17 protein-coding genes and 1 pseudogene are annotated in these 18,916 nt (G+C 66.3%); 10 read left to right on the top strand and 8 right to left on the bottom strand.

Features of this window, described 5'->3' with window-relative positions:
* Positions 1 to 285 precede the first annotated feature (285 nt).
* Positions 286 to 1,488 carry an aldose 1-epimerase gene (locus BHE01S_RS08625; protein ID WP_084068673.1) on the top strand — a complete coding sequence of 401 codons (1,203 nt, stop codon included), beginning with the start codon at positions 286 to 288 and terminating at the stop codon, positions 1,486 to 1,488.
* Positions 1,489 to 1,662: 174 nt separating this feature from the next.
* Positions 1,663 to 2,478 (top strand): orotidine-5'-phosphate decarboxylase, encoded by an 816-nt coding sequence (gene pyrF / locus BHE01S_RS08620; RefSeq protein WP_042262633.1) that lies wholly within the window; start codon positions 1,663 to 1,665, stop codon positions 2,476 to 2,478.
* A gap of 59 nt (positions 2,479 to 2,537) precedes the next feature.
* Here the strand turns inward: pyrF and BHE01S_RS08615 are convergent, their stop codons facing one another.
* The 4 genes from BHE01S_RS08615 to thiL all read right to left on the bottom strand — a co-directional run bounded on the left by BHE01S_RS08615 (position 2,538) and on the right by thiL (position 5,267).
* Positions 2,538 to 3,086, bottom strand: a complete 549-nt coding sequence (locus BHE01S_RS08615; protein ID WP_042262631.1) for a cupin domain-containing protein — start codon at positions 3,084 to 3,086, stop codon at positions 2,538 to 2,540.
* A gap of 55 nt (positions 3,087 to 3,141) precedes the next feature.
* Positions 3,142 to 3,642 (bottom strand): CinA family protein, encoded by a 501-nt coding sequence (locus BHE01S_RS08610; protein ID WP_042262629.1) that lies wholly within the window; start codon positions 3,640 to 3,642, stop codon positions 3,142 to 3,144.
* A gap of 61 nt (positions 3,643 to 3,703) precedes the next feature.
* Positions 3,704 to 4,288, bottom strand: a complete 585-nt coding sequence (locus BHE01S_RS08605; protein ID WP_084068671.1) for a phosphatidylglycerophosphatase A family protein — start codon at positions 4,286 to 4,288, stop codon at positions 3,704 to 3,706.
* On the bottom strand, positions 4,278 to 5,267 hold the full coding sequence (gene thiL / locus BHE01S_RS08600; protein WP_042262800.1) for a thiamine-phosphate kinase: 990 nt from the start codon (positions 5,265 to 5,267) through the stop codon (positions 4,278 to 4,280). The genes BHE01S_RS08605 and thiL overlap by 11 nt, the downstream gene beginning before the upstream one ends.
* Positions 5,268 to 5,454: 187 nt before the next feature.
* On the opposite strand from thiL, the gene BHE01S_RS08595 reads away from it, so the two are divergent.
* From BHE01S_RS08595 to BHE01S_RS08585, 3 genes and pseudogenes are all read left to right on the top strand, one after another.
* A complete protein-coding gene (locus BHE01S_RS08595; RefSeq protein WP_042262627.1) occupies positions 5,455 to 7,749 on the top strand; it encodes an NADP-dependent malic enzyme in 2,295 nt (764 codons plus the stop codon).
* 435 nt (positions 7,750 to 8,184) lie between these two features.
* Positions 8,185 to 8,454: pseudogene (locus tag BHE01S_RS39775) on the top strand (ribonuclease); the annotation flags it as partial.
* 7 nt (positions 8,455 to 8,461) lie between these two features.
* Positions 8,462 to 9,019: a barstar family protein gene (locus BHE01S_RS08585; protein WP_042262622.1), complete on the top strand. Its 558-nt coding sequence runs from the start codon at positions 8,462 to 8,464 to the stop codon at positions 9,017 to 9,019.
* Positions 9,020 to 9,105: 86 nt separating this feature from the next.
* Here the strand turns inward: BHE01S_RS08585 and BHE01S_RS08580 are convergent, their stop codons facing one another.
* The 3 genes from BHE01S_RS08580 to speE all read right to left on the bottom strand — a co-directional run bounded on the left by BHE01S_RS08580 (position 9,106) and on the right by speE (position 11,259).
* The gene (locus BHE01S_RS08580; RefSeq protein WP_042262620.1) at positions 9,106 to 9,858 is read right to left on the bottom strand and encodes a 16S rRNA (uracil(1498)-N(3))-methyltransferase; all 753 of its coding nucleotides are present in this window, start codon (positions 9,856 to 9,858) and stop codon (positions 9,106 to 9,108) included.
* A 19-nt stretch (positions 9,859 to 9,877) separates the two neighbouring features.
* Positions 9,878 to 10,291 (bottom strand): VOC family protein, encoded by a 414-nt coding sequence (locus BHE01S_RS08575; RefSeq protein WP_042262618.1) that lies wholly within the window; start codon positions 10,289 to 10,291, stop codon positions 9,878 to 9,880.
* Positions 10,292 to 10,395: 104 nt separating this feature from the next.
* Positions 10,396 to 11,259 carry a polyamine aminopropyltransferase gene (gene speE / locus BHE01S_RS08570; protein ID WP_042262799.1) on the bottom strand — a complete coding sequence of 288 codons (864 nt, stop codon included), beginning with the start codon at positions 11,257 to 11,259 and terminating at the stop codon, positions 10,396 to 10,398.
* 367 nt (positions 11,260 to 11,626) lie between these two features.
* Here speE and tkt point away from each other — a divergent pair, with 367 nt between their 5' ends.
* Entirely contained in the window at positions 11,627 to 13,669 is a 2,043-nt protein-coding gene (gene tkt, locus BHE01S_RS08565; RefSeq protein ID WP_042262617.1) for a transketolase, read from the top strand.
* A gap of 137 nt (positions 13,670 to 13,806) precedes the next feature.
* Complete coding sequence (gene gap, locus BHE01S_RS08560; RefSeq protein WP_042262615.1) at positions 13,807 to 14,817, top strand: type I glyceraldehyde-3-phosphate dehydrogenase; 1,011 nt, start codon at positions 13,807 to 13,809, stop codon at positions 14,815 to 14,817.
* A gap of 52 nt (positions 14,818 to 14,869) precedes the next feature.
* On the opposite strand, the gene BHE01S_RS08555 is transcribed toward gap, so the two are convergent.
* Complete coding sequence (locus BHE01S_RS08555; RefSeq protein WP_042262613.1) at positions 14,870 to 15,595, bottom strand: FadR/GntR family transcriptional regulator; 726 nt, start codon at positions 15,593 to 15,595, stop codon at positions 14,870 to 14,872.
* A 315-nt stretch (positions 15,596 to 15,910) separates the two neighbouring features.
* Here BHE01S_RS08555 and BHE01S_RS08550 point away from each other — a divergent pair, with 315 nt between their 5' ends.
* The 3 genes from BHE01S_RS08550 (at position 15,911) to BHE01S_RS08540 (ending at position 18,867) form a co-directional block, all read left to right on the top strand.
* Entirely contained in the window at positions 15,911 to 17,254 is a 1,344-nt protein-coding gene (locus BHE01S_RS08550) for a C4-dicarboxylate transporter DctA (protein WP_042262611.1), read from the top strand.
* A 67-nt stretch (positions 17,255 to 17,321) separates the two neighbouring features.
* Positions 17,322 to 18,341 (top strand): allantoicase, encoded by a 1,020-nt coding sequence (alc, locus tag BHE01S_RS08545; protein ID WP_042262607.1) that lies wholly within the window; start codon positions 17,322 to 17,324, stop codon positions 18,339 to 18,341.
* Between the two features lie 13 nt (positions 18,342 to 18,354).
* Complete coding sequence (locus tag BHE01S_RS08540; protein WP_042262605.1) at positions 18,355 to 18,867, top strand: ureidoglycolate lyase; 513 nt, start codon at positions 18,355 to 18,357, stop codon at positions 18,865 to 18,867.
* Positions 18,868 to 18,916 lie beyond the last annotated feature (49 nt).

The raw sequence follows: 18,916 nt of genomic DNA, 5'->3' as shown, positions 1-18,916 counted from the left end.
TATCGGGCGCTTGCGCAAGGGCGTGCGTGCATTTTCATCAGACGATACACGCGCACGAAGCGTGCGAAGCGCCGCTGGCGGCAGGCGGCATGAAGAGACGGACAGTCGTTGCAGTTCGGCAACAGATGCAGTCGATCGATACGTGCAGTTGGCTTTGCCAGTACCACTAGAAGGGCGAACACAAGAAGCGGCCACAGGCCCGGCGCGCACGCGCGCGGAGTCGACAGGCCACCGGTGAGCCGCCTTTTGCGGCGGCAATCAAACATGCCTCTCGAGGAGCATCTTATGAGCGTCGCGAATTCCGCTGTGCGTCGACCCACCCGTTCCACCGTGACTGCCGGCGCCGCCGCTGCAAGCGTGCCGCCTTCCGCTACATCCGCCGCGTCTGTCCCGCCCGTCGTCTCACCGGTTGTGTCACCGGCCGCCGCGGCGCGGCGCGCGCGGCTCGAAGCTGCCACGCATCCGGTTTTGCCGGGGCCGAGCACCTCGGCGGTCGCGATCGGCGCGGCGGGCTCGAGCGACGTGGCGTGCGTGACGCTGGCGAATGCGTATCTGAGGCTCGACGTCGCGCCCCAACTGGGCGGCGGAATCACGCGATTCGACTGGCGCAGCGAGGGCGCATTCGAGCCCGTGTTTCGCCGTTGCGAGCGCGTGAGCGCGCGCATGGATCCGGACGAACTCGCGTGCTACCCGCTGCTGCCGTACTCGAACCGCATCGGCGCAGGGCGTTTTCACTTTGGCGGCCGCGATATCGAAGTGCCGCGCAATCGCGCAAGCGAACCGCTGCCGATCCACGGTGACGGCTGGCTCGCGCCCTGGCGCATCGAAAGCGCCGATCGCGAGAATGTGCGTCTCGTGCTCGACCGCAGCGACGGCGAACCGTATGCGTACCGCGCGGCGCTCACCTATGCGCTCGACGGCGCGACGCTCGCGATCACGCTGGAGGTGGAGAATACGGGCCGCGAGGCGCTGCCGTTCGGCCTTGGCGTTCATCCGTTTCTGGCGCGCGACACGAGCACCGAGCTTTCGGCGCCCGCGAGCGGCCTGTGGCTCTCGGGCCAGGACTGGCTGCCGGTGCGCCACGTGCCCGCGCCGCCCGCCTGGCAGTTCGGCGTGGCCTATCCGCTGCCTGCGCAACTCGTCAATCATGCGTTCAGCGGCTGGAGCGGGCGCGCCGCCGTGGTGTGGGAGCGCCGCAGGCTCTCCCTCTCGATTTGCGCGAACACCGACTACTACGTGCTCTACACGCCTCCCGGCGCCGACTTCTTCTGCTTCGAACCCGTCGATCATCCGATCAACGCGGTGAACCTGCGCGGCGGCGGCGACGCGAACGGCATGACCGTGCTCGCGCACGGCGAGCGGCTCGTGCGGCGCTTTTCCTTCACCGTGGAGCGCATGGACATGCGCGCGGCAGCCAGCCCGCACCGCGCCGGCGCGCGCGGCCGCACGGGCGCGAGAGGCGGCAAGGGCGCACACGCGCGAACCTAAGGCGGTCGTGAGCTGGGCGTAGCACGCGTCGTCCATGCGCGCTCAGCGCCTCCCGCGATTCGTCTCGCAGGAGCGCCGGACGCAGCCCGACTCAGGAGCCGCAGCGCGGCCTCATCTCCGGCGCGGGTAAAATACGCGCCGTTTTCCCTTATTGGCTCGCCGCGAGCAACGACCATGACTTCCTTCATCCAGACCCTCGGCGCCGCCTGGCAGCGCACCGGCTCGCTGTTGTGCGTGGGCCTCGACCCTGAGCCCACGAAGTTTCCCGCTGCGCTGGCCGGCCGCAGCGACGCGATCTTCGAGTTTTGCCGCGAGATTGTCGACGCCACCGCGGCATACGCGTGCTCGTTCAAGCCGCAGATCGCGTACTTCGCCGCGCACCGCGCCGAAGACCAGCTCGAGGCGCTGATCGCGCACATCCACGAGAAGCACCCGGGCCTGCCCGTGATCCTCGATGCCAAGCGCGGCGATATCGGCAGCACCGCCGAGCAATATGCACGCGAAGCCTTCGAGCGCTTCAAGGCCGACGCCGTCACGGTCAATCCGTATATGGGCTTCGATTCGATCGAGCCGTGGCTCGCGCATAAGGGCAAGGGCGTGATCGTGCTGTGCCGTACATCGAACCCCGGCGGCTCGGACCTGCAGTTCCTCGAAACCGGCGGCAAGCCGCTGTACCAGGTGGTGGCGGACCTTGCCGCGAACAAATGGAACGCAAGCGGCGAACTCGGCCTCGTGGTGGGCGCGACGTTTCCGAAGGAAATCGAGACCGTGCGCGGCATCGTCGGCGACATGCCGTTGCTGATTCCCGGCATCGGCGCGCAGGGCGGCGACGTCGAGGCAACTGTGAAGGCGGGCCGCACGGCGAACGGCACGGGCATGCTCATCAACTCGTCGCGCGCGATCATCTACGCGAGCAAGGGCGAAGACTACGCACAGGCGGCTGCAATGGCCGCGAGAGAAACGCGCGAGCGCATCAACGCGTATCGTTGAGATGGGTTTGCGCGATGGCGGGTAGACGTTCCTGAATCCGCGCCCTGGACGCCGCGCGCCTAGACTTTCTTCGCGGCTGCGGCCGCAACGGACGCCGGTTTGCCGAACAGTTCGATGATCGGTCGATGCAGCGGGTATTTTTCGGCGAGCGCGTTCGCGTCGGCGATCTCGAACTCGCTGAATTCGAACCCCGGCGCCACCGTGCAGCCTACGAGCGCATAAGTCGAAGGATCGCAGCAGCGCGCCGCGAACCAGTGTCCGGCCGGCACCACCGCCTGAAACACGGTGCCGGGATGGTCGAGCGCGTGGCCCAGCTTGCGCGTGGAGAGCACGCCGCGTTCGTCGATCGAATGAATCTCGATGGGCGAGCCCGCGTAGAAGTGCCAGAGCTCGTCGGAGCGGATGCGGTGCCATGCCGAATAGGCGCCTTCCGCCAGCAGGAAGTAGATGGCCGTCGAGGCTGCGCGCGTGCCCTCTGCGGCGGCTGCGCCGTCGCGCCGCACGAGCTTGTCGGCTCGATAGGTTTCGCTGTAGTAGCCGCCTTCGGGGTGCGGTTCGAGCCCGAAACGGCGGATCAATTCCTCGACTGCGGTATTCGCGGCTGCCATGACGTGCGCCTCCTGGGTGGGACCGGCCGGCGCGCCAGCGAGGCGCGGGCCGGTTTTAGCGTTCCTGTTCGTCGATGAACGCGAGCAGCCCGCGCAACGCGTGCGCGGCGGCCTGCACGCGGATCTGTTCGCGGTCGCCCTTGAAGACCAGCGTCTCGACGCTCGTATGCAGCCGGTTGCTCCAGCCGAACGACACCATGCCAACCGGCTTTTCCGGCGTGCCGCCGCCCGGTCCGGCGACGCCCGTGATCGAGAGCGAAACTTGTGCCCGGCTGTTGCTGAGCGCGCCTTCGGCCATCGCGCGCGCGACCGGTTCGCTCACCGCGCCATGCTTCTCGATGAGTTCGGGCGGCACGCCGATCATCTCGGTCTTCGCCTGGTTCGAGTAGGTGACGAAACCGCGTTCGAACCAGACGCTGCTGCCGGAAATGTCGGTGATGGCGGTGGCGACCATGCCGCCCGTGCAGGACTCGGCGGTCGCGAGCATGAGCCGCCCGTCGCGCAGCTTGTTGCCGACGCGGATGGCGAGTTGATGAACGACGGAATCGGTAGACATTGCAGCAATCCGTTGGGTTGGCGGCGGCGTGGCGGCGTGGCGGCGTAGCGGTGTGGTGGTGCTACACCGACATGCGCCAGAGCGCGATGACGAGCAGCGTGAAGAATGCGGCGACGATGTCGTCGAGCATGATGCCGAGGCCGCCCTTGAAGCGCCGGTCGAAATAGCGGATGGGCGGCGGCTTCACCATGTCGAAAAACCGGAAGATGACGAAGGCCCAGAGCCGCCCCTCGAAATTGACGGGCGTGATCATGAGCAGCACGAGCCAGAACGCCACGATCTCGTCCCAGACGATGGCCGAGGGATCCTCCGTGCCCAGTTTCTTCGCCGTGAACCCGGTGATCCAGATGCCCGCAAAGAAGCCAAAGAAGATCAGCAGTCCCCACTCGGTCACCGTGAGATAGCGGTTCAGCACCTCGAAGGCCGCCCAGGCGAACAGCGTGCCGGCCGTGCCGGGCGCGAGGCGCGAGAGCCCCGAGCCGAAGCCGAGCGAAACGAAGTGCAACGGATGGGTGAGCATGAACGGCGCGTCGGCGCGGCGCGCGCCAGTGGCCCGGCCGAGCGTGCCGGATGCGGCGGCGTTGCTTGCCGGGCCTGCCGGAGGAGCCGGCTGACCGGCGGGCGAGGGCGTGGGGTCAGTCTGCATGGAAGTGATCGAAACCTTGCAACGTCAGATTGAGCGGCGTGCCGCCGGCGTCGCGCCAGGCGATCTGGGGGGCGGCTTGCGGCGAAGTGCGGGAAGTCATTGTACCGATGCGCGTGACGCGCACACCCTCCTGTTGCGCCGCCGCCTCGACCGCGCCGCGCTGCGCCGGCGCCGCCGTGAAACACAGTTCGTAGTCGTCGCCCCCCGCGAGCGCGCATTGCAGCTGCACGTCGCGCGGCAGGCGCGCAAGCGCAGGCGAGAGCGGCAGGGCGTCCACGTCGATCGTCGCGCCGAGGCGCGAACGTTCCAGAACATGGCGCAGGTCGCCGGCCAGGCCGTCCGATACGTCGAGCGCCGCGCGCGCCACGCCGCGCAGCGCGAGACCCAGCGCCACGCGCGGTTCAGGGTATTCGAGCGCCCGGCGCAAAGACCTGGCGTCCTGCTCGCTCACCTTCCATTCGCCGCGCATCATGCCGAGGCCCGCGCGCGCGTCGCCGGGCGTGCCGGAGACCCAGATGTCGTCGCCCGCCTGGGCGGCGTCGCGCCGAAGTGCGGCATCCTGACGCACCGAGCCGAATACCGTCAGGCACAGGTTCAGCGGCCCCGCCGTGGTATCGCCGCCGATCAATTCGCACTCGAAGCGGTCTGCCAGGTCGAAGAGGCCCGCGCTGAACGCGGCTAGCCAGTCCTCGTCCGCCCTGGGGAGCGCGAACGCAAGCGTGAAGCCGAGCGGCTTCGCACCCATCGCGGCGAGGTCGGAGAGATTCACGGCGAGCGCCTTGTGGCCGAGCGCGTGCGGAGCGATGTCGGGGAAAAAGTGGCGGCCTTCCACCAGCATGTCGGTCGAGACGGCCAGCATTTCGCCCGCGGCGGGCGCGATGAGCGCACAGTCGTCGCCAATGCCCAGCGCGGCGCGCCGCGTGTTCGTGCGCGCTCGCCGCGCAAAATATCGGTCGATCAGGGAGAACTCGGAAAGCATGACGAAAGGGTTATGACAGTCGGGAAATGGGCCGTCGCCGCAAAAGGCGCCCTGGCATGGCTTTTCCTCCATCGCGGTTGCGCCACTTGCGCCCGGATTGAAAGGAATGCTGTCAGGGATTGGCGCTACAATCGGTCCACTCAGCGTTCGAGTTGTCATTCTAATCCGCACTAACGTCCTGCCTCCCATGTCGAATCCCGCTACGAACAAGCTTCGCGAAGCCGCCCTCGATTATCACGAGTTCCCCACGCCGGGGAAGATCGCGATCGCGCCGACCAAGCAGATGATCAATCAGCGTGATCTCTCGCTCGCGTACTCGCCGGGCGTCGCGTTCGCGTGCGAGGCGATTGTCGAAAATCCGCTCAACGCCGCGCGCTTCACGGCGCGCAGCAACCTCGTGGGCGTCGTGTCCAACGGCACGGCCGTGCTCGGCCTCGGCAACATCGGGCCGCTTGCCTCGAAGCCGGTGATGGAAGGCAAGGCAGTGCTCTTCAAGAAGTTCGCGGGCATCGACGTGTTCGACATCGAACTCAACGAGACGGACCCGCACAAGCTCGTCGACGTGATCGCCGCGCTCGAACCCACGTTCGGCGGCATCAACCTCGAAGACATCAAGGCGCCCGAGTGCTTCATCGTCGAGCGCGAAGCGCGCAAGCGCATGAAGATTCCGGTCTTCCATGACGACCAGCACGGCACGGCCATCGTGGTGGCGGCGGCCTTCACGAACGGCCTGAAGGTCGTGGGCAAGGACATCAAGGACGTGAAGCTCGTCGCCTCGGGCGCTGGGGCGGCCGCGCTGGCGTGTCTGGACCTGCTCGTCGACCTCGGCCTGCCGCTCGAAAACATCGTCGTCACCGACCTGGCGGGCGTGGTCTACAAGGGCCGCACCGAGCTGATGGACCCGGACAAGGAGCGTTTCGCGCGGGAAACCAACGCGCGCACGCTCGCGGAGGTGATCGAAGGCGCCGATATTTTCCTCGGCCTTTCGGCCGGCGGCGTGCTCAAGCAGGACATGGTCAAGCAGATGGCGGCCAGGCCGCTCATCCTCGCGCTCGCCAACCCGACGCCGGAAATCCTGCCGGAGCTCGCGCTCGAAGTGCGTCCGGACGCCGTGCTCGCCACGGGCCGCACGGACTACCCGAACCAGGTGAACAACGTCCTGTGCTTCCCGTTCATCTTCCGCGGCGCGCTCGACGCGGGCGCGACCACCATCACGCGCGAAATGGAAATTGCCGCGGTGAACGCGATTGCGGAACTGGCGCGCCAGGAGCAAAGCGATGTCGTGGCCACGGCCTACGGCATCCAGGATCTGCAGTTCGGGCCCGAGTATCTGATTCCGAAGCCTTTCGACCCGCGTCTGATCGTCAAGATTGCGCCGGCTGTGGCCAGGGCGGCAATGGACTCGGGCGTCGCGACGCGTCCGATCGAGGACATGGACGCCTACGAGCAGCACCTCCAGCAGTTCGTCTACCACAGCGGCACGACCATGAAGCCGATCTTCCAGCTTGCGCGCGCCGTGGAGCCGGAGAAGAAGCGCATCGTGTTCGCCGAGGGCGAAGAGGAGCGCATCCTGCGCGCCGTGCAGATCGTGGTCGACGAAAAGCTCGCCAGGCCCATCCTGATCGGCCGCCCTTCGGTGATCGAGCAGCGTATCGCGCGCTACGGCCTGCGCCTGCACGCCGGCCAGGACTACATGGTCGTGAACACCGACCACGACGAGCGCTACCGCGAGTTCTGGCAGACCTATGCGAAGCTCATGGCACGCAAGGGCATCACGCAGCAAATGGCGAAGCTCGAAATGCGCCGCCGCACCACGCTGATCGGCTCGATGCTCGTGGAAAAGGGCGAAGCCGACGGCATGATCTGCGGCACGGTCAGCACGACGCACCGCCACCTGCACTTCATCGATCAGGTGATCGGCAAGAAGGCGGGCTGCAACGTCTACGCGGCGATGAACGCACTCGTGCTGCCGAACCGGCAGATTTTCATCGTCGACACGCATGTCAACGTCGACCCGACGCCGGAGCAGCTTGCGGAGATCACCATCATGGCGGCCGAGGAAGTGCGCCGCTTCGGCATCGAGCCGAAGATCGCGCTGTGCTCGCACTCGAACTTCGGCTCGAGCAACGCGCCCAGCGCCCAGAAGATGCGCGACCTGCTCGAGATCCTCCAGGAGCGCGCGCCGGACCTGCAGGTGGACGGCGAAATGCACGGCGACGTGGCGATCGACGCGAACCTGCGCAAGGAGATCCTGCCCGAGTCGACGCTCGAAGGCGAAGCGAATCTGCTCGTCATGCCGAATATCGACGCGGCGAACATCTCCTACAACCTGCTCAAGACGGCGGCTGGCAACAATATCGCCATCGGGCCGATCCTGCTGGGCGCGGCCAAGCCGGTGCACGTGCTGACGGCTTCCGCCACGGTGCGTCGCATCGTCAACATGACGGCGCTGCTCGTCGCGGACGTGAACGCGGCACGTTAAGCGCCGTCGCGCAGGTCGCCGGCAACGCCGGCAACCCCGGTCTTGATAATCGGCGCGCTCCTGCGAGCGCGCCGATTTTTTGAGTGCGAGACCCGGCTCGATATCGCGCAAGATCGTGCAAAACGAGATTGTAAAATTTACCAGTCTGGCCCTTGCGCGGGGTCAAGCCGTGGTCCTTCCCGCCTGACTAACGTTGCTTCCAGGCATCATTAGCGATACCCTTACACCTTTCATGGTCGTCGAACGCGTAACCAGGGAAGCGGGAACCAGGGGATGGCGCCTCGTCTAACTCATTGTTTCGGCGGCAGTTTGTCTAGCTTGCGGCGTGCCGCGGCGGTGGCGCTGGTCGCAACTGCCGCGCTCGTGGCAGGTGGCGCTCAGGCGCGCACGAGTCAGCCGGAAGAGGCGGGTAATCCGCTCGGCAGCATTTCGGTCAACGAACTTCCGCGTGAGGCGGTGGGCACGTTGAGCCTGATTGCAGCGGGCGGCCCGTTCCCTTACGAGAAGGACGGCGTCGTATTCGGGAATTTTGAGCGGATATTGCCGCCGCATCGGCGGGGCTACTATCACGAGTACACGGTCCCGACGCCCGGCGCGCACAACCGCGGTGCCAAGCGCATCGTTTGCGGCGGCCCACGCAAGCGGACCGATAACTGTTACTACTCCGACGACCACTACGCCAGTTTCAGGCGAATTATTGATTGACACCGGGATGAGCGGCATGAGCGATAACGTTTACGCGCACGACCCCCGGGTCGCGAGCGATCTGTTCGCGTCCGGGGAGGGCAACCTGTTCCAGCGCGTCATGCAGTTGAAGCACGACAGCGAGGCGCGCCAGGATGAGGCGGGGCTTTCATCGAACGAGGGGGCCATGAGCCTGTTTTCGACCGTGCAGCCGAATATTGTCCAGTCGATCCGGGCGTTTCGCATTCAGGATCTCGCGGACGAAGCCCAGCGGCTGCAGCAGCATTTTCTTTTTGCGTTTTGCGCGAATGCGCAAACCAAACAGGAAGTGCTCGAGACCATTGCCACATCGTTTCTGTTTCCGAAGCATTTCGGCAAGAACTACGACGGCTTGTACGACTGCCTGACCGATCTGGTACAGAAGGCTGGCGAGCAGCCGGGTTTCGTGATCGTGCTGGAAGGGCTGCCGATTGCCCAGAAGTTCGACAAGGACGGGCGGGAGACATTGCTCGACGTATTTCGCGAGGCTTCGGAGTACTGGGCCGAGCGCAAGGTGCCGTTCCGCGTTTTTTATTCGTTCGCCTGACCTTCGGCTAACGTTCCGTCGCGTGCATGCGACAGAAAAGCGCAAGCCCGCCTGCCGGCGGGCTTTGTCATTTTTACCCGCTGCGCTTACCAGCCACCCCAGCGCGCCGCGAGCGCCGCGAGCACGGCGATGCCCGCCGTTTCGGTGCGCAGCACGCGCGGCCCGAGCCCCACGGCTATGAAGCCGTGGTCGAGCGCCGCCTCCTCTTCCTGGGACGAGAGTCCGCCCTCAGGCCCAATCAGCACCGTCACTTCGCCCGCAGGCGGGTCGACCGGCAAGGTCGAGAACGCGACGTTGGCGCGTGGCGAGAGCAGCAAGCGCAGTTCGCCCTCGAGTTCGCCCTCGCCGGAGCACCTGGGCAGGGAGTCGAGCCAGGCGGCGATGTCGCGCGTGGGCGCGACACCGGGCAGGCGGTTGCGCCCGCATTGTTCGCACGAAGCCTGCACGATCCGCTGCCAGTGTGCGAGGCGGCGCTCGGCGCGCTCGCCCGAAAGCCGCACGACGCTGCGCGACGCGGTAAGCGGCACGAAGTTCGTCGCTCCCAGTTCAACGGCCTTTTCGATCAGCCAGTCCATCTTGTCGTTGCTGGCAATGCCCTGGGCGAGGGTGACACGGTAAGGCGGCTCGGCTTCGACGTCGCGATGGGGGCCGATGCGTACCTGCGTGTCGCGGCGCTCCATGCCGAGAATCTCGGCGCTGTACTCGCCGCCGCGACCGTTGAACAGCACGATGGTGTCGCCGGGCTGCAGGCGCAGCACCTGGACATGGCGCGTGACTTCGTCGGGAAGGGTGACGACCTCGTCGGATTGCAGGGCGCTGCCGACGAAAAAGCGGGGCATAGAACTATTTCTCATTGAATCAGGACAAGTGCCGAGCCAGCGCCCAGCGGTAACCGTCGAGGTCTTCGACCTGCGCGAAACGGTCCCCCCAGAACTGGTCCTGTGGCTCGCTCAGCGATTTCGCGCCGGCTTCGAGCGCCCGCGCATAAACCGCGTCGACATCGTCGACATACAGATAAAAAGATTGCGGTGCGATGGTTTGTGCGCTTTTGGGCGTGCGCGCCGTCGAACCAAAGGCGCCTTCCGGCGCGAACATCACGATCAGCTGATCGTGGTAAGTCATTTCCACGTGCATGATCGCGCCGTCGTCCTCCACGCTGTCGCGTACCGCAAAACCGAGCGCTGACCGGTAGAAGTCCATCGACGCCCGCGCGTCGCGCACCGTCAGATACGGGGTCAGCCACGGCACGCCGGCAGGACGGGGTGCGGTCATCGAGTCTCTCCAGATTCGCGGTTCGGATGAAGTGCCATGCCGCTCCTGGCCAGGGCGCACATGACAAAAACGCCTGGGACCGCCATTCTCCACGGGCAGGACCACTAGCGTTGCAGGAATTCGCCTAGTTTATCGCGGGCCGCCCATGAACCTTTTAAGAGGGCCGCGTGCAGTCGCGGGTCGTAGTAGCGCAAGCCCTCGAGCTGCCGCCTGGCTGCCCGCGCCTGCAGCGTGGTCTCGTCGACGTCGGCCGGGTCGAGCGCGTCGCTCGCGATCGCCATGAGCCAGAGCGAGCCGTAGAGCGGCACGTAGGCGGCCAGCGGCCGCACGACGGCGAAGGCCTCGCGCAGTCCGCCGAGCAGCGCGCCCACGCGCTGCGCATGATGGAACGGCGAGCCCAGATGGAGCGAGACGAGGGCATCGGCGCTCATCACGCGCTTGAGCGCGGCGTAGAACGCCGGCGTGTAGAGCCCCGCAGCCGGCGAATCCGGCGGCGTCAGATCGAATACGACGAGGTCGAAACGATCCTGCGCGGAGGCGACAAACGCGGCTGCGTCGCCGATCACGAGTTCCACGCGCGGGTCCTCGAAGGCCCCGCCGCGCACTTCGGGCAAATAGTCGCCCGTCAGGCGCACCACGTCGGGGTCCAGTTCGGCCACGACGATGCGCCCGATCGGCGGGTGGCGCAACAACTGGCGCGCCGCGCCGCCGTCGCCGCCGCCCAGCACGAGCGCCGCGCGCGGCGCGGGATGCGTGAGCGCGGCCGGGTGCGTCATGCACTCGTGATAGATGAACTCGTCGCCGGCGGACGTCATCGGGCGGCCGTCCAGCGTGAAGAGACAGCCCAGTTGCGGCGTGTCCCACACCTCGATGCGCTGCCACGGCGTATCGGCCGCGGCGAGGCGGCGCGCGCCCGGGAAGCCGTAGAGCGCGTCTGCCGCAGGATGGAAGAGGAGGGAGTCGGTCACGGAGGTCGAGATGCGCTGCTGGCGCGCCGGAGCACGCGAAAATCGCACAGAAAATGGGGCCAACAGCGACATTATAGGGGGCGCGAAGCGTGCCCGGCCGCGACAGAAGACGACGAGGAGACAAAGGCGCGCACGGCACATTCGCCGCGCCCTGGAGGCAGGGGTAGTCCCCACGATCTGCTAGAATATTTCGCTTTGCAGCCCTCTCCGTTTGCTCCGGCCGTTTCGCGTCTCCTGGCGCCGCATGTGCGCCTGAGCGGGCGATTTGCCGAGCTTCCGGACCCCCGCGCTGCTGTGTGCGCCCGCCGTTTGCGCTGTTCGCGACCTGCGCCGCCCACGCCGCTTTTTGCACACTTCCGGACTCGACATGACGACCTCGTCCTCCGCCTCCCCCGCTACCACCCAGTTGATGGCCAACGCCATTCGTGCGCTGTCCATGGACGCCGTTCAGCAAGCGAACTCCGGTCACCCCGGCATGCCGATGGGCATGGCCGAGATCGCCGTTGCGCTGTGGTCGCGTCATCTGCGCCATAACCCGACGAACCCGCTCTGGAGCGACCGCGACCGCTTCGTGTTGTCGAACGGCCACGGCTCGATGCTGCTGTACTCGCTGCTGCACCTGACGGGCTACGACCTGCCGATGGCGGAACTGAAGAACTTCCGTCAGCTGCACTCGAAAACGCCGGGCCACCCCGAGTTCGGCATCACGCCGGGTGTCGAGACGACCACGGGCCCGCTGGGCCAGGGGCTGGCGAACGCGGTCGGCATGGCGCTGGCCGAAGCGCTGCTCGCCGCGGAGTTCAACAAGGCCGACGCGAAGATCGTCGATCACCACACGTACGTGTTCCTCGGCGACGGCTGCCTGATGGAAGGCATCTCGCACGAAGCCTGCTCGCTCGCCGGCACGCTCAAGCTGAACAAGCTGATCGCGCTGTACGACGACAACGGCATTTCGATCGACGGCGACGTGGTCAACTGGTTCCACGACAACACGCCGGAGCGCTTCGAAGCCTACGGCTGGAACGTGATCCCGCACGTGGACGGCCATGACGTGGACGCGGTCGACGCGGCCATCCAGAAGGCCAGGGCCTCGGACAAGCCCACGCTGATCTGCTGCAAGACCATCATCGGCAAAGGCGCGCCCACCAAGCAAGGCGGCCACGACGTGCACGGCGCGGCGCTCGGCGCCGAAGAAATCGCCAAGTGGCGCGAAGCCGCGGGCTGGAAGTGGGAGCCGTTCACGCTGCCGCAGGAAGTCTACGCAGACTGGGACGCGAAGGACGCCGGTGCGAAGTTCGAAGCCGCATGGAACGAGCAGTTCGCCGCGTACCAGTCGAAGTACCCGGCCGAAGCCGCCGAGTTCGAGCGCCGCATGGCGCACAAGCTGCCCGCCGACTGGGCGCAGAAGGCCGCCGCAATCGTCGCCGGCGCCGATTCGCGCAAGGAAACCGTTGCGACGCGCAAGGCTTCGCAGCAGGCCATCGAAGGCCTCGCCGCGGCACTGCCCGAACTGCTGGGCGGCTCGGCCGACCTGACCGGCTCGAACCTCACCAACTGGAAGGCTTCGAAGCCCGTGCGCGCCGCCAAGGCCGGCGAGACCGGCATCCAGTGGGGCAACCACATCAACTACGGCGTGCGCGAGTTCGGCATGAGCGCGGCGCTCAACGGCCTCAACCTGCACGGCGGCTACAAGGCGTTCGGCGGCACGTTCCTCACGTTCTCGGACTACAGCCGCAACGCGCTGCGCGTGGCCGCGCTGATGAAGTGCCCGTCGATCTTCGTGTTCACGCACGACTCGATCGGCCTCGGCGAAGACGGCCCGACGCACCAGTCGATCGAGCAGGTCGCAAGCCTGCGCCTGATCCCGAACATGACGCTCTGGCGTCCGGCCGACACCGTGGAAACCGCGGTGGCCTGGACCGAATCGATCGCGCATCACGGCCCGTCGTCGCTGATCTTCAGCCGCCAGAACCTGCAGTTCAACGAGCGCACCGACGCCCAGATCGCGAACATCGCCAAGGGCGGTTACGTGCTCAAGGACTGGAACGACGACATCCCGAGCCGCAAGATCATCCTGATCGCCACGGGCTCGGAAGTCGAACTGGCGATGAAGGCCGTCGAAGCGCTGCAGCGCGAAGGCATCGGCGCCCGCGTGGTGTCCATGCCGTCGACCAACGTGTTCGACAAGCAGGACGCCGAATACCGCGAGCGCGTGCTGCCCAAGGGCGTGCGCCGTGTCGCGATCGAAGCCGGCGTGACCGACTTCTGGCGCAAGTACGTGGGCCTCGAAGGCGGTGTGGTCGGCATCGACACGTTCGGCGAATCGGCCCCGGCTGGCGTGCTGTTCAAGCACTTCGGCTTCACGGTCGATCATGTCGTCGCGACGGCCAAGGCCGCGCTCGACAACTAGGCATGCGTAACGGGCCCGCCTGATCGGCAAGATCCGGCGGGCCCGCTGCCTTACGCGCCCCGCCGGGCCGCCCCAGCCCGGTGTCGGCGCCAGCACAGCACTGGTTTCAGAATTTTTCAGCCCTCAGGAGATCAACCATGACCATTCGCGTCGCTATCAATGGCTACGGCCGCATCGGCCGTAACACGCTTCGCGCGTTCTACGAGAACGGCAAGAAGCACGACATCCAGATCGTTGCGATCAACGACCTGGGTGACGCGAAGACCAACGCGCATCTGACGCAATACGACACGGCACACGGCAAGTTCCCCGGTGAAGTGACGGTGGACGGCGACTACCTCGTCGTGAACGGCGACAAGATCCGCGTGCTGGCCAACCGCAACCCGGCCGAACTGCCGTGGGGCGAGCTGGGCGTCGACGTCGTGATGGAGTGCACGGGCTTCTTCACGACCAAGGAAAAGGCGAGCGCGCACATCAAGGGTGGCGCGAAGAAGGTCATCATCTCGGCGCCGGGCGGTAAGGACGTCGACGCGACCATCGTCTACGGCGTGAACCACAACGTGCTGAAGGCCGAACACACGGTCATCTCGAACGCATCGTGCACGACCAACTGCCTGGCACCGCTCGTCAAGCCGCTGAACGACAAGATCGGCCTCGAAACCGGCCTGATGACGACGATTCACGCGTACACGAACGACCAGGTTCTGACCGACGTGTATCACGAAGACCTGCGCCGCGCGCGCTCGGCCACGCACAGCCAGATCCCGACCAAGACGGGCGCGGCTTCGGCTGTCGGCCTCGTGCTGCCGGAACTGAACGGCAAGCTGGACGGCTACGCGATTCGCGTGCCGACCATCAACGTGTCGATCGTCGACCTGTCGTTCATCGCCAAACGCGACACGACGGTCGAAGAAGTCAACGCCATCATGAAGGAAGCTTCGGAAGGCGCGCTCAAGGGCATCCTGGGCTACAACGACGCACCGCTGGTGTCGGTCGACTTCAACCACAACCCGGCATCGTCGACGTTCGACGCCACGCTCACAAAGGTCTCGGGCCGTCTCGTGAAGGTGTCGAGCTGGTACGACAACGAGTGGGGCTTCTCGAACCGCATGCTGGACACGGCTGTGGCTTTCGCGAACGCGAAGTAAGCACGCTCTGCGCCGCATGAAAAACCGCTCCTCGGAGCGGTTTTTTTTGTCCTTATTTTTCGATGGCGCTTTGGGACGCGGCGGCGAACGCGGGCGGAGTGGGGAAGTACACGCCCGCGCGTTGTGCCGCGTTGGCGATGTGCGCCTCGATCGCCTCGCCGGCCGCCGCCGGGTCGCGCGCCTTCAGCGCCGCCACGATCAGGACGTGCTCGCGATGCGTGGAGAGCACGCGCTCGCGCCGGTAGAACGGCATGCGCTGGCTCTCTTTCATGATGTCGGCGCTGCTGCGCAGGATCGATTCGATCGCTGCATTGCCGGCGAGGTTCACGATCCGCATGTGGAATTCGAAGTCGAGCTGCGCGGCTTCGTCGAGTTCGTCGCAGGCGAGGGCGCCGTGCAACGCCTCGGTGTTCGCTTCGAGCCACGCGACGTCGGCGTCGGAGATGGCGAGCGCCGCCATGCGCGCGGCGAAGCCTTCGAGCGCGTAGCGCATCTGGTAGGTGTCGGGCAGCGACGACTGATCGGCGAAGCGCCACGGGTGAGCATTCGTGGCCTGCGCGCTCGTCACGTACACACCTTTGCCGGCGCGGATCGACAGCATGCCGAGCGCTTCGAGCGTCGAGAGCGCTTCGCGCAGCGACGCGCGGCTGATCGCCAGTTCCCCGGAAAGCTGCCGCTGCGCCGGCAGCAGGCTGCCGACCGGATACAGGCCGCCCTCGATCCGTTCGCGGATCGTGGCGACGGCGGCGTCGGTGACGGTGTGCGGGACGTTCTTCATCGGATGGCGCGGGCAGCATTCGCGTGGTCTGACCGGTATTGTAGTCCTGCCCAGCGCACCCGCATGATGCATCGTGTCAACGCCCGCGTGCCGCCGGATAAGGCGTAGCGCTCCGGCCCGCAAACTGGTCAGACCGCACAAGGGTAAACACCGCACTTCCCAACCTTGACTCCGGTATATCGGCTTTCTACTATCCGCCATAACAGTGCTGGTCAGACCAGTCAGAACAGTTGCCTGCTCCCCCCTCACTTAGTGCGTTGCATGGAGCCAGAGTAAGCCGCTCAAGCGCCAGCTCTGGCCGCAAAGGAGAAAGTCGTGACGAAGTTCTTCAATTCGCTGTTTGGCCGCGTGGTGATCGCCCTCGTACTGGGCATCGTGGCAGGCGCGGCGTTTCCCCATTTCGCCCAGTCGCTGCGCCCGCTCGGCGACGGCTTTCTCAAGCTCATCAAGATGGTGATCGGGCCCATTGTGTTCTGCGTGGTCGTGAGCGGCATGGCCCACGCGGGCGACCTCAAGAAGGTGGGCCGCGTCGGCCTGAAGTCGGTGGTGTACTTCGAGGCGATGACGACCCTCGCGCTCGTGATCGGCGCCGTGCTCGCGTATCTCACGCGTCCGGGCGCCGGCATGAACGTGGATCTGCATTCGCTCGATGCCGCGTCGCTGGCGACCTACACCGAGCACGCCAAGAGCCTGAAGGACACCGCGGGCTTCCTGCTGAAGATCATTCCCGACACCGCCTTCGACGCCTTCGCGAAGGGCGACATCCTGCAGATCCTCGTGTTCTCGGTGCTGTTCGGCAGCGCGCTCTCGCTGCTCGGCCCGAAGGCACAGCGCGTGAACAGCCTGATCGACGAACTCGCGCAGGTGTTCTTCCGGGTGATGGGCTTCATCATCAAGCTCGCGCCGCTCGGCGTGCTCGGTGCGATCGCGTTCACGACCGGTACGTACGGCGTGGCATCGCTCAAGCAACTCGGGCTGCTCGTGATCGTGTTCTACGCCAGCTGCATCGTGTTCGTTGCGCTCGTGCTCGGCATCGTCATGCGCCTCGCGGGCTTCAGCGTGTTCAAGCTGATCCGCTACCTGCGCGAAGAGCTCTCGATCGTGCTCGGCACCGCCTCGTCCGACGCCGTGCTGCCGCAGGTCATGCGCAAGCTCGAATGGATGGGCGTGAAGGATTCCACGGTGGGCCTCGTGATCCCGACGGGCTACTCGTTCAATCTCGATGGCTTTTCGATCTACCTCACGCTCGCCGTGATCTTCATCGCGCAGGCGACCAACACGCCGCTGTCGATGCACGACCTCATCGTGGTCGTGCTGGTGTCGCTCATCACCTCGAAGGGCGCGCACGGCATTCCCGGCTCGGCGATCGTGATTCTCGCCGCCACGCTTTCCGCCATTCCCGCGATTCCGGTGCTCGGCCTCGTGCTGATCCTGCCGGTGGACTGGTTCGTCGGCATTGCCCGCGCGCTCACCAACCTGATCGGCAACTGCGTCGCGACGGTGGTGGTCGCGGTGTGGGAGCACGACATCGACAAGGTGCGCGCGAGGCGCGTGCTGAACCTCGACGAAGGCTTTCTCTACGTACCCACAGGCGACAGCGATGCCGACACCGCGCATGGCGAAGACAGCGCGCTCGGCGGCAAGCACGCGCATGCCTGAACCCACGCGGTGTGTACCGCACCGCTTTGTTTCGATCAACTGACAAACTCAAGCGTTCGACACCATCATGGCCATTCCGACTCTCGACCCCAATGCTCCCGCCTTCACGCGCCGCTACATGAACCTCGCCGATCCGCGTCTGGGCGCCCGCGCGCTGTTCGCGAGCGACGAGTTCTTCGCGCCGAAGGAGCGCATGCTCGAGCCGCAGCCCGCGGTCTTCATCCCCGGCAAATACGACGATCACGGCAAATGGATGGACGGCTGGGAAACGCGCCGCAAGCGCACGACGGGCCACGACTTCTGCATCGTGCGTCTCGCGCGCCCGGGCGTGATTTGCGGCCTCGATCTCGACACGAGCCACTTCACGGGCAACTTTCCGCCGGCGGCTTCGATCGAGGCGTGCCACGCGCAGCTGGGCGGCGACGAAACGCCCGGCGACGCCGCCGACTGGCAGACCATCGTCCCGGCGACGACCTTGCAGGGCAACCAGCACCACTACGTCGAAGTGAGCGATACGCGTGCGTTCACGCATCTGCGCGTGAATCTCTTTCCCGACGGCGGGCTCGCGCGTCTGCGCGTGTACGGTCAGCCCCGGCGCGACTGGGTCACGGTGGAGCGCGGCAGCCTCGTCGATCTCGCGGCGATCGAAAACGGCGCGTATCTCGTCGCGGCCAACAATCAGCACTTCGGGCTCGCTTCCGCCATCCTGATGCCTGGCCGCGGCGTGAACATGGGCGACGGCTGGGAAACGCGGCGCCGCCGCGAACCGGGCAACGACTGGGCCATCGTCGCGCTTGCGCGGCCCGGCATCATCCGCAAGATCGAAGTCGACACGGCGCACTTCAAGGGCAACTACCCGGACCGCTGCTCGCTGCAGGCGGCGAGCGTGACGGGCGGCACCGACGATTCGCTCGTCACCCAGGCGATGTTCTGGCCGGAACTGCTCGGCGAGCAAAAGCTCGACATGGACCAGCAGCACGTGTTCGAGAGCGCGATTGCCGCGCTCGGCCCGGTCACGCACGTGCGTTTCAACATCTTTCCGGACGGCGGCGTCTCGCGCCTGCGCCTGTGGGGCGAACCGGTCTGAGCGAGGAGCCGCGATGCAGATCCTGCACCTGGAACCCTTGACGCGCGAGGCGTTCGCGCCGTTCGGCGACGTCATCGAACTCGAAGGCGCGCGCCACTTTCCGATCAACGGCGGCACGACCGAGCGCTTTCACGATCTCGCCGCCATCGACGTGCACGAGGCGGGCGGCCGGCCCATCGTCAGCGTGTTTCGCGCCCAGCCGCGCGCGTGGCCCGTCGAGATCGCGATGATGGAGCGGCATCCGCTAGGCAGCCAGGCGTTCGTGCCGCTCGGCGACGCGGGCTACGCGGTGGTGGTCGCACCTGCGGGCGCGTTCGATCCGGCCGGGCTGCGCGCGTTCTGGGCCGGGCGCGGGCAGGGCGTCAATTACGCCAAAGGCGTCTGGCATCACCCGTTGCTCGCTTTCGGGCGCGTGAGCGATTTCGTGGTGATCGACCGCGGCGGTACACAGCCGAACTGCGACGAGATCGTGCTCGGGGAGCCCCGACTGCTTGCGCAAGCCGACACGGTGCTCGTGCCCGCCTGAGGTGCATCCGGCTCCTCCCGGAGACCGGCTTGCCCAAACGAAAACGCCA

This window comes from Paraburkholderia heleia NBRC 101817, assembly GCF_000739775.1.
Classification (GTDB): domain Bacteria; phylum Pseudomonadota; class Gammaproteobacteria; order Burkholderiales; family Burkholderiaceae; genus Paraburkholderia; species Paraburkholderia heleia.
Note: the sequence above shows the minus strand (reverse complement) of the source record. Positions and strands in the feature narration are given on the sequence as shown.